General features: G+C 42.8%; 12 protein-coding genes. All 12 read right to left on the minus strand.

Going from position 1 to position 10,846, the window contains the following annotated elements:
* Nucleotides 1-44: 44 nt before the first annotated feature.
* Nucleotides 45-551: a DUF4199 domain-containing protein gene (locus ACOOE0_RS07275; RefSeq protein WP_420401806.1), complete on the minus strand. Its 507-nt coding sequence runs from the start codon at nucleotides 549-551 to the stop codon at nucleotides 45-47.
* 99 nt (nucleotides 552-650) lie between these two features.
* Complete coding sequence (locus ACOOE0_RS07280) at nucleotides 651-1,067, minus strand: response regulator transcription factor (protein ID WP_420401807.1); 417 nt, start codon at nucleotides 1,065-1,067, stop codon at nucleotides 651-653.
* A 9-nt stretch (nucleotides 1,068-1,076) separates the two neighbouring features.
* Nucleotides 1,077-2,009, minus strand: coding sequence for a 2-hydroxyacid dehydrogenase (locus ACOOE0_RS07285; protein WP_420401808.1), 933 nt, complete (start codon nucleotides 2,007-2,009; stop codon nucleotides 1,077-1,079).
* 17 nt (nucleotides 2,010-2,026) lie between these two features.
* Complete coding sequence (locus tag ACOOE0_RS07290; protein WP_420401809.1) at nucleotides 2,027-2,392, minus strand: cupin domain-containing protein; 366 nt, start codon at nucleotides 2,390-2,392, stop codon at nucleotides 2,027-2,029.
* Between the two features lie 10 nt (nucleotides 2,393-2,402).
* A complete protein-coding gene (gene mgtE / locus ACOOE0_RS07295; protein ID WP_420401810.1) occupies nucleotides 2,403-3,755 on the minus strand; it encodes a magnesium transporter in 1,353 nt (450 codons plus the stop codon).
* On the minus strand, nucleotides 3,742-4,614 hold the full coding sequence (gene rsmA, locus ACOOE0_RS07300; protein ID WP_420401811.1) for a 16S rRNA (adenine(1518)-N(6)/adenine(1519)-N(6))-dimethyltransferase RsmA: 873 nt from the start codon (nucleotides 4,612-4,614) through the stop codon (nucleotides 3,742-3,744). The genes mgtE and rsmA overlap by 14 nt, the downstream gene beginning before the upstream one ends.
* Before the next feature lie 18 nt (nucleotides 4,615-4,632).
* The gene (locus ACOOE0_RS07305) at nucleotides 4,633-4,941 is read right to left on the minus strand and encodes a gamma-glutamylcyclotransferase family protein (RefSeq protein WP_420401812.1); all 309 of its coding nucleotides are present in this window, start codon (nucleotides 4,939-4,941) and stop codon (nucleotides 4,633-4,635) included.
* 3 nt (nucleotides 4,942-4,944) lie between these two features.
* Entirely contained in the window at nucleotides 4,945-5,262 is a 318-nt protein-coding gene (locus tag ACOOE0_RS07310; protein WP_420401813.1) for a DUF4286 family protein, read from the minus strand.
* A gap of 36 nt (nucleotides 5,263-5,298) precedes the next feature.
* Nucleotides 5,299-7,086 (minus strand): tetratricopeptide repeat protein, encoded by a 1,788-nt coding sequence (locus ACOOE0_RS07315; RefSeq protein ID WP_420401814.1) that lies wholly within the window; start codon nucleotides 7,084-7,086, stop codon nucleotides 5,299-5,301.
* Between the two features lie 77 nt (nucleotides 7,087-7,163).
* Entirely contained in the window at nucleotides 7,164-8,435 is a 1,272-nt protein-coding gene (serS, locus tag ACOOE0_RS07320; protein ID WP_420401815.1) for a serine--tRNA ligase, read from the minus strand.
* Nucleotides 8,436-8,484: 49 nt separating this feature from the next.
* Nucleotides 8,485-9,801: an HTTM domain-containing protein gene (locus tag ACOOE0_RS07325; protein WP_420401816.1), complete on the minus strand. Its 1,317-nt coding sequence runs from the start codon at nucleotides 9,799-9,801 to the stop codon at nucleotides 8,485-8,487.
* A gap of 1 nt (nucleotide 9,802) precedes the next feature.
* On the minus strand, nucleotides 9,803-10,732 hold the full coding sequence (locus tag ACOOE0_RS07330; protein WP_420401817.1) for a bifunctional riboflavin kinase/FAD synthetase: 930 nt from the start codon (nucleotides 10,730-10,732) through the stop codon (nucleotides 9,803-9,805).
* Between the last annotated feature and the right edge of the window lie 114 nt (nucleotides 10,733-10,846).

Consider the following 10,846-nt stretch of genomic DNA (forward strand, 5'->3'; position numbering starts at 1 on the left):
CTGGATTCGGTAAATTTTAGGCACCAAGCACCTCCTCTCTCATCTTATTTTCGTTGCAAGATCAGGGCAGATATCAATGAAATAATAAACCCGATCACAAAAACGGTCATGGCCATGAGTCCAAAGGAAAATATGGGATTTGAAAACATTTCCTTTTGCGATTCGATTGCTGCAAGTTGTACTTCAAATTCATCAGGCGAGAGTGAATCCCTCATGCTTTTGACTGTGGCTTCGTAGTATTCTTCCATAAATTCAGGTTCCAACACTTCGGTGAACAAAACGTCCAATAAGCCAAAGGCCACGGCCGTGATCAAACTGATCAATACACCCACGGTCAGGGCCTTTTTAAAATTCACCTTTCCATGGTTCTCCTTATCCCTAAAGTGCTTGATCCCAAAATAGACAAAGCCCAGGGAAATGACCATGGAAGCATATCCAATTACTTCCTGTGCGGAAAAGGACAAATCACGCAATCCGTACCAACTGATCAAGAAGAGCAGACAAATGGTTAGTGCTCCATAAAATCCATAGCGGAATACTGTTTTTTTCATAGATGTTGTTTTAATTGGTTGAGCTAAAAGTAGGTAAGGAGGCCAATAAGGTGCTCATACTAAAGTACCAAAAAGCTGATAATTGGATGAAAAAGTCAACTAGGCGGCCAAAATCTTTAGATTCTTGGCATTTTGAATTGCCTGTGTTCTCCGTTTGGCATCGAGCTTTACCAAGAGGTTGGAGACATGCGTTTTGATGGTACTTTCGGAAACAAAAAGTTGGTCGGCAATTTCCTTGTTGGACAACCCTTTGGAAATACAAACCAACACCTGGTACTCCCTTTTGCTTATCCCCAACTTTTCTATCTTCTCGGAATCAATTGGATTGGCGGTCTGCCTTTCTTGGTTCAAGGTCTTTTTGTTAATGTAAATTCCAATAATAAAAAAAACCACGGCCACAACGGCGATTCCAATTTCTATAGAGAGGTTTCCGGAGATGTAAGAGTATTTGCCCAACTGAAAAAGGATTAGCAAGGCAACGATCAAGGCGGAAAAAACAAAAACGGTCTTCTTCACCTACTAAATTTAGCAAAATCTCTCTTGGACTTTGTCAACGATGGTCTGTGCCAATTTTATTTTGCTTTCCACCGTCCAACCGGCAACATGTGGAGTCAAGAGTACATTTTTGGCTTTACGGAGATATTTCAGGGCCTTGGGCTTTTGGGCAAACATGTTCTCGAAGGATTTTTTTTCGTACTCCAAAACGTCCAATCCGGCACCCAACACTTTTCCAGATTTCAGTCCTTCCACCAAATCCTTCGTCACCACGCATTTCCCTCGGGCCGTATTGATCAGCCAAAAGGGATTGTGAAAACCTTCAATAAATTCGGAATTGACCATGCCTACGGTAAGTTCGGTCTGGGGAATGTGCAGGCTTACCACATCTGATTTTTGTTGAAACTCCATAATGCCGACTTGTCTCGCATTTTCATCACCAACTCCCCCAATTATGTCGTAGCAAATAACCTCTACATCAAAACCTTTAAGCTTTTTGGCAAAGGCCTTCCCCATATTTCCGTATCCTATGATTCCTACTGTCTTGCCTTCCAACTCCACACCCCGGTTGCCCTCACGGTCCCATTTGCCTTTCTTCACCTGCCTATTGGCCTTGTTCATCTTGTTCATTAGGGATAAGAGCATTCCAAGTGCATGCTCGCCAACTGCATTGCGGTTTCCCTCTGGAGCAGAGGCTAAAAAAACACCCTTTTGTTTGGCGTAAGCCGTATCAATATTTTCCAGTCCGGCACCCACACGACCAATGAACTTTAGGTTGGTTGCCTTGTCCAAAAATTGTTGGTCTATGGTGAATCTGCTGCGGATAACAATACCGTCATATAAATGGATTTTCTTTTCAACTTGTTCCTTGGTGGATTGGTAGTCCTCGTCATTTTCAAAACCCAATTCGGAAAATTGCTCTAATAACAAGGGATGGTTGGTATCAAGGTGAAGAACTTTCATCAGTAGATTATGGTTTCCTAAATTTTTGGATAAACAGTTTGGGTTTTTTCGTGTTGCACACTTCCTGTATGTGCAGTACTCAATTTTTCAAAAAGGAGTACTTGGACTTCTTCACCATCCTTGGTTTTGGGATTGTGTTCCACTCCTTTGGGAACCACAATAATCTCCCCCTCCTGCACAATCTCGGTTCGATCCCTAAACTGCATGTACAAAGTACCCTTTATCACTTGGAACAATTCATCTTCATGTTCATGGGCGTGCCAAACAAACTCACCCTGCAATTTGGCCAAGAGTACCTGCATGTCGTCCACCACCGCAATTTGATGCGGATGCCACTGCTTGGTAAACTCTGCATGTTTTTCTCTAAGATTAATGGGTTTCATAGCTATTGGCTTAGATTCCAAGAATTAGTTTGGCAATCCAAAAATAGATCAGGATGCCAAAGATATCGTTGCTTGTGGTTATAAATGGGCCAGTGGCAATGGCTGGATCAATTCCGCGCTGATCTAAAAATAAGGGTGTAAAAGTTCCTATAAATCCAGCGACCATGATGACCGCTATCAATGATACAGAGATGGCCAAGGCTGTTGCGAAATCACCTTGCCAGATCCATGTAAAAATCAAAAGCAAAGCGGCCAGAATAAGTCCATTCAAAAGGGCCAAGAGCATTTCTTTGACCAGCCTGTTGCTGATGCTTCCCTTGAGGTCGTTATTGGCAAGACCTTGAACAATAATTGCGCTGGACTGCACCCCAACATTTCCGGCCATAGCCGCAATAAGTGGGGTAAAAAAGAAGAGAATGGCATGCTTCGCCAACATTTCCTCAAAACCGCCCATGATTCCCGCAGCTCCCAATCCCCCCAATAACCCAAGAATCAACCAAGGTAAGCGAGCACGGGTAAGTTCCCAAATGCTGTCATCGGCCTCCACGTCCTGTGATATACCAGCAGCCAATTGATAATCCTTGTCCGCTTCTTCCTTGATCACATCCACAATATCATCAATGGTAATACGCCCCACCAATCTTCCAATCTCATCCACCACAGGTATGGCCTCCAAATCATATTTGGACATGATCTTGGCAACTTCATCGGACTTCTCACTCACAGTAACATAATCCACTTTGGGGATATACACATCTTTGATGTGGGTTTTGGTGGAAGTGGTCAACAAATCTTTCAATGAAAGTCGACCCTTCAGTTTTTCCTCATCATCAATCACATAGATGGAATGTACCCGTGTTACATTTTCAGCTTGTGCCCTCATTTCCTTTACACAGGTAAGTACGTTCCAATTTTCATTGACTTTCACCAATTCCTTGGCCATAAGACCGCCTGCGGAATCCTCATCATAGCGAAGCAGGTCAACAATGTCTGCAGCATGCTCCTTATCCTCAATTTCAGAGATTACATCCTGGATAATTTCTTTCGGAAGTTCACCTACAATGTCGGCAGCGTCATCCGTATCCAGTTCTTCCAGCTCTCCCGCAATTTCCTTTACAGAAAGATTGTTCAGAACCGACTCCCGAATGTCCTCATCCATCTCGGCCAGAATATCCGAGGTCTTTTCACTATCCAAAAGTTTGATCAGATAGGTTGCCTCATCCACTTTAAGCTCCTCTGCAATCTCGGCAATATCCGCATAGTGGAATTCCTTCATCATCAATCTGAGTGCGGCGTTTTTCTTATCCGTAATCAGTTGTTGAATTTCAGCAATTAGCTCGTCTGTGAGTTTAAACGGGGTCATTGGCAATCTTCTGTGTTAACCCAATAAAATCAGCAACACTAAGCTGCTCAGGGCGCTGGTCAAATATAGTGTCTTCTTTTAGATTATCAGAGAGGTTAAAGGATTTAAGGCTGTTGCGAATGGTCTTTCGCCGTTGGTTGAATGCGGTCTTGACCACTTTAAAAAACAGATGTTCGTCACAAGGGAGATTTAGATTTTCCCTACGGGTCAGCCTTAGTACTCCCGAATGTACCTTGGGAGGGGGGTCAAACACCTGAGGTGGGACACTAAACAGGTATTCTGCCTCATAAAAAGCCTGCACTAAAACGGAGAGAATACCATACGTTTTACTACCAGGTTTTTCGCAAATACGCTGGGCAACCTCTTTTTGGAACATTCCAGAGAACTCGGGTATCTGTTGCCGCATTTCCAACATTTTAAAAATGATTTGGCTAGAAATATTGTAAGGGAAATTACCGGTAATGGCAAACTGCTCGTTCCCATACAACTGTTTTAGGTCGAATTTGAGGAAGTCGGCCTCCAAGATATTGAGGCGATTATTTTTTTGAAACACTTCCGGGTGTTCCAACCTAAAACTGTGGTTTAGATAAACGATGGATTCCTCATCAAGATCCATGGCCACCAACTCCAAATCACGTTGCAGCAAATACTTGGTAAGTACGCCCATTCCAGGACCTATTTCCAGGACATTGGAGTATGCATCAAGGGAGAGGGTTTGGGCAATTTTTTCTGCTATGCTTTCATCTCTTAAAAAGTGTTGCCCTAAATGTTTTTTGGCCTTTACCGCACTTTCATTGTGTCCATTCCTACGCTGCTTTGGCTTGCCATTGCCAAGTTTCTTTTTATTTTTTTTGGACACGGGACGTTTTTTTGCAAGTTAGTTTGAATTTTTGACATATAACCAGGCTTCAATGCCCGATTCCAACATCACTTTTTCACGTTTGTAAGCACTGGTTTCGTAGATGTCGGACTTGGCCAAATCCAATGAGGTTACCTCATATACCATACCTTGAACGGTGTCCTTGGGATTTCCACTTTGTATTACGAGGGGATAGCGATCATAGACCGCATTTTCCATTTTTTTAAAACCCGGTAAAAAATCGGATTTACCTGTTAGGATCCGACCAAATATATACTGTTGCACCTGCAAGTCCTGCAGTGTTCCGTAGGTGAAAAGGTGTTCCAAAGGTTACGGAATTTGTTGACTGATGATTTCCAGCTCTGTTCTAAAGGCAACAAACTTGTTTGGAAATAGTTTTTGCCCATCGGACCTAAGGCGTTCTGCATCTTCCTTATAATAAGCCTCCAGTGTTTTTCGGTCTTTTGTGGTGTATTGAACGGAATATGTGACACCGCCCATTTCTTCTTCCACCAATACCTTGGCCATCTTGGCATGGGAAAACTTTCCAGTGGCCAACATGTCCGGAACGTGTTTATCGCGCATCCAGGTCAACCATTCATCATGCACGGTTTCATCTATATTGATGGTTACATTGTAAATCAGCATAGTCCAACTTTTGATTGGCTCAAAAGTAGGGAAGAATCAATTAATGGCATCGCCCCGCAAACGCCTAAATTGCTTTCTGGCCTTGGGAAAGTAATAGCTGTCCTGATGGTTATAAATAATTTTCTCGTATTGTGCCATGGCCTTTTCAGGTTCGTCCAGTACAGTTCTATACAACTCCCCTAGGGCAAAGAGCGCATCATCCGCCAAAATATCGTGGGCATAGAATTCTGCTATTTTCTGGTAATTGAACTCAGCATCCTTATATCTTTTTTGACCCTCCAAAAGCTGTCCCTGCTTTAGCAATGCCTCATCCTCGATTTTTTCACCTTTGTGGTTCTGTAAAATATCCTCCAAGGCTTCAATGGCCTGGATGTTCTTATTCTGATAAGCCAGTAGATCGGCCCTAGCAAATTTTTTAAGCGCTGTTTGGGTGGAATCTTCCAAGGAATTATCCGATATCAACAAGCTCAATTGCATGGCGTCATTGGCAATGAGCTGCGAGGTGGAACCCCTTAACACTTTAAGTTGGGTAAGCGCCCAATCAAAATCCCCTTTATAAAAACTGGTCTGTGCTACCTTAAAGCGCGCATCTTGACCCAGCACATCATTTTTTAATCGCTTTTGCACTTGGGTAAAGTAAATCAAGGCCTGGTTAAATTGTTGATTGTACACCAAAATATCACCTAGGGCCATTTTTACATAGGCCGTACCCCTATTGCTCAAAGGGAGTTCCAAACTCTCTTTTAGCATGCCAATGGCTGGGGCTGGCCGCTCCCTTTTGAAGGTTAGGAAATTGGCGTAGGCAATTTGAAGTTGCAAGGTTTGGCTTTGGTTTCCATACTCCAGCACCAAGGCTTCAAACTTTTTTTCCACAGCATTCAAGGTGCTTTTGTCAGGCGTCTCCAAATTAATATCGATTAGGTGCAATTGCGCATTGAGTTTGGAAACAGGATTGCCGCTATGGTCCACGATGTATTCAAAAATCTTGCTGGCATTGGAAAAATCCTTGTCTTCCAGCGCAATCTGGCCTAGGTTTTCCAACCGATCTAAAGAAACTTCATCCGTACGCTTATAAATGGCCTTTTCTTGACTGAATGCACTACTGTACTGTTTTTGTTGTATGAAAAGCCAGCTTAGCAATTCGTTCCATAAGATATCTGGATTCTTCTGGGCATTTTTTAAGAGTACCTTTCTAAGGAGCACATTGTTCTCGTTGGTGGGATCTTCCGAAATAAAATCGTCTATATTCCTTAAAATATTGGAGCGCGAAGTACGGCCTTCCTTGATGAGATTGAGGTAGCTCTGGTACATTTTTTCCACCTGTCCCTGTTCCCCATAAATCCTAGCCAATTGAAAATCATAGTTCAATTCGGGCTTAAGTACCATGGCCTTTTGATAGGCTTGGATGGCTTCGTCCAACAAGGCATACTTTTGAAAACGGTACCCTACACTATACCCAAAATTGGGGTTTTCCTCTATTTTCTGGATGGCCCTTTGATAATACTCGGCAGCCTTGTCGGCGTGGTTTTGCAAGGTGTAGTTATATCCCAATTCTATGAAGAAAGTGGGAAATGCATAAGCATCCTCAACTTTTTTCAGTAAAAACTGCTCTGCATCAGCATAGCGTTCCAATTGTTGATAGCAGGCAACCAAACCTTCGGAATAGTCTGTGCGCCTTGGATTTTTTTTCACCAATTTTTCATAAAACACCAAGGCCTTGTCGTAATCCCCATCATTGAAATATTGCTTGGCCAAAAAGTCCTCTTGGCCATATGAGGAAATACTAATGGTAACACACGCTATAAGAAATAAAAAGTATCGCAATGGCTCGTTTTATTTCAAATATAACGTAGAAAAACCCCAATTCCTGTTAAGTGAATCTAAATTAGAGGCAACAAATTTTAATTGATCATATCAAATCCGCAGTAGGGAACCAATACTTCGGGGACTTTAATTCCATCCCTGGTTTGGTAGTTTTCCAAGATGCCTGCCAAAACCCTAGGCAAGGCCAGGGAGCTTCCATTTAAAGTATGGGCCAATTGCTTTTTCCCATTTTCATCCTTAAAACGAAGTTTTAATCGGTTGGCCTGGAAGGTCTCAAAATTTGACACGGAGCTTATTTCCAACCAACGATCCTGTGCCGTGGAGAAGACTTCAAAATCAAAGGTTAGGGCAGAGGTAAAGCCCAAATCCCCACCACAAAGACGAAGAATTCTATAAGGAAGTTTTAACTCAACAAGAATCTCCTTAACATGTTCTACCATTTCATCCAGCGCCTGGTAAGAGGCATCTGGGCGTTCAATACGAACCACTTCTACTTTGTCAAATTGATGCAATCGATTAAGTCCACGGACATGAGCTCCATAACTTCCGGCCTCCCTTCTAAAACAGGGAGTGTAGCCCGTGTACTTGATGGGTAAATCCGAAGCGGTAAGCATATCGTCCCTATGCAGATTGGTTATTGGAACTTCGGCGGTTGGAATCAGATATAGATCATCCGCTTGAACATGGTACATCTGGCCCTCTTTATCCGGTAATTGACCTGTGCCGTAACCAGAAGCTTCATTGATCATGTGTGGTACTTGCAACTCCGTATAACCCGCTGCTGTATTCTTATCCAAAAAATAGGAAATCAGTGCACGTTGAAGTCGTGCTCCTTTGCCCTTGTATACCGGAAACCCAGCTCCCGTAATCTTTACCCCGGATTCAAAATCGATAATGTCATACTTTTTGGCCAACTCCCAATGCGGTAAAGCACCTTCCGCCAGCACTGGGATATCTCCTTGACGAAAAATTTCCTCGTTGTCTTCATCTGTGTTACCTGCGGGAACGGATTCGTGGGGTATATTGGGAATCAGATACAACTGTTCCTGTAGCGCTTCCGCAGTAGCATTGAGTTCTTCACCCAATTGTTTGGAGGCTTCTTTCAAACCTGCAGTCTGCTCTTTTAAGGTGTTCGCCTCTTCTGCTTTTCCTGATTTAAAAAGTATGCCAATTTCTTTGGAAAGCTTGTTGGATTCGGCCAATGTTGCGTCCAATTCGGTTTGAATGGAACGTCGTTTTTCATCTAAATCAAGCACAGCGGAAAGGATAGGCTCAATATCCAAGTTCCTCTTTTTTAGTGCGGTGATGATCCCTTCCTTGTTCTCCCTAATAGTCTGTAATTGAAGCATGGCCTTGTTTTGAGCCGCAAATTTAATTCAATCTAGGCAAGATGCCCAACTATTCTTCAGCTTGTGACGGCAAAATCCATTCATTATGGCCAAAATGTTTCCACGGTACACTGGCCAGGTCCACTTCGGGATCAATAAATTTTTGAAATTTCCCCTGATTTACTTTTACCTTGTTTTCCACAAAGACTTGAATGTCCTCTCCCTTTTTGGCATATTCCTTTTTAAGGTATTGCGCAAACTGCCAGGTAAAATCAGGATAGCAAGATACTTTGCGGCGTTGCTTTTTGGTAAGATGATCGCCCAATTTTATGACCTCCATTTTGCCAGTTTCCTTGTTCACCGCTTTGACCCGAATAGATCCGGCACGGCTCCGCAACATCATCCGCCAGCTCAAGCGATGTCCTTCCTCTGTCCAAAGCACATCATCCTGAAAGGTATGGTGGCGCAAGGGAAGCAATAATTGCGTGATGAAATAGATGCTTAATACGGATACGATCAAATTCCTGCTTTTGGGAATGGCCGGGGTATTATCGGTTTCTGCACTTTTTCGTTTTAAGAATATGTTCCTAATGGTTTCCGGAGGGAAAAAGAACACAATAAATGCCAAGGAGAGGTATGGAAAAATCCCAATTTGGAATACAATACTGTTGAACAAGTGGAAGAAGATGGAAAACGCAAAGGCCATCTTACGGGTGGGTTTCCAAAGCAAAGCGGGAACCACCAGTAGATCATAAAAAATCCCGAAAAACGCTACAATTTTGTGCACCCATTTTTGCTGAAGAAAATCCCCAATAAGGTAATAATCGGCTTTGGACTTCATTAAAATCTCAATAATGCTGAAATCCAACCAGTCTCCGTAGAGTTTGGCCACCGAGGCATATGTGTAGACAATGAAAAGTTGTAGAATTATGGTCCAGCGTATCCAATTGTACATGGTAGTGGAGCGGATACTGGGACTTTGTTTGGCGTCCAATGAAAAATCACGGTTTGCCGGAAAAAATGCCATGATATAGGACAACAACATCAATAAATAATAATGGTTATTGTAGGATGTTTTTTGCATGAGGTAGACCCCGGTCCATAGGATGGCAAAGGCAAAGGCACTGAATCTATACCGATAGCCCAAAGTGATCAATACCCCAAGGGTGCCCATGATGGCAAAGTAGATATACATTCCACTGCCGGGAAGGGGTTGCAACCATTCAAACCCAATGAAACTGAATGTAAATTTGGGCTCCACCAAGGTTCGGCGCACCCAACCGGTTGCAATGGCACCATAACATTCCGCGCTGACCAGCAAGCCATAGAATACCCTGAAAACTATAAGCTGTGCATTATCTATTTTTTTAAAAAGAAACAGGTTCACTTTAGCTCGAAATTAGGTCCAACGAGGTTTGCCTGTCCTTTTTGAGCTGCTCTTGAAGCTCCTGTACGGAATCAAACTTGTGTTCATCCCGGATGCGATGAAGTAGGTCCACTTGGATTTTTTTGTCATAGAGATTCCCATCAAATTCAAAGAAGTTGATTTCGATACTCTTTTTTTTGCCTGATACGGTGGGATTGTAGCCAATGTTCATCATTCCAAAATAATCCTTGTCGTCCCAATGGCTCTTTACCACATATACCCCATTTTTGGGAATCAGTTTGTATTTTTCGGCAATGTCCAAATTGGCCGTAGGAAAGCCAAATTGTTTACCAAGACCCTTGCCCTTTTTTACAGTGCCCGTAAGCATGTAGGGATAGCTAAGGTAGTTGTTGGCCGTAACGATATCCCCCTCCTGAAGTGCATTTCTAATCTTGGTGGAACTCACAGAAACATCGTTGATCTCTTGGGCGGGAATTTCTTCCACCTCAAAATCCAGTGCATTTCCAAAGGAGATTAGATCCTGGATGTTGGCATTTCTGTTGCGTCCAAAGCGGTGGTCGTACCCAATGATTATCTTTTTGGTTTTGATGCTGTTCACCAAGATGTCCCGAACAAACTCGGTCGCCGAAAGTCTGGAAAACTCTTTGGTAAAGGGATGGACAATCAGGTAATCCAGCCCCATGGCCTCCAAAATCTTGGTTTTCTCCTCCAAGGTATTCAACAATTTAATGTCCGTGTCCTTTTGAAGTACCATCCTGGGATGCGGGAAAAAAGTAAGTACTACTGATTTTAATCCTGCATTTTTGGCATTATTTATGAGGCGTTCCAGTATCTTGCCGTGTCCAATGTGTACCCCGTCAAAGGTTCCAATGGTTACCGCGGTATTGAATGATGTATCTGTAAACTGAGAAATGCCTTGGATTGTTTCCACCTAAACAAGAAATAAAAAAGGCTTATTTTTGAAATTGACCGACGCCCCTTTAGTATGAAAGCTAAATTACATCTTGTTTTATCAATTACCATATTTTTTATCTCATTTTCGATC

It is taken from the genome of Flagellimonas sp. (assembly GCF_965215805.1).
Classification (GTDB): domain Bacteria; phylum Bacteroidota; class Bacteroidia; order Flavobacteriales; family Flavobacteriaceae; genus Flagellimonas.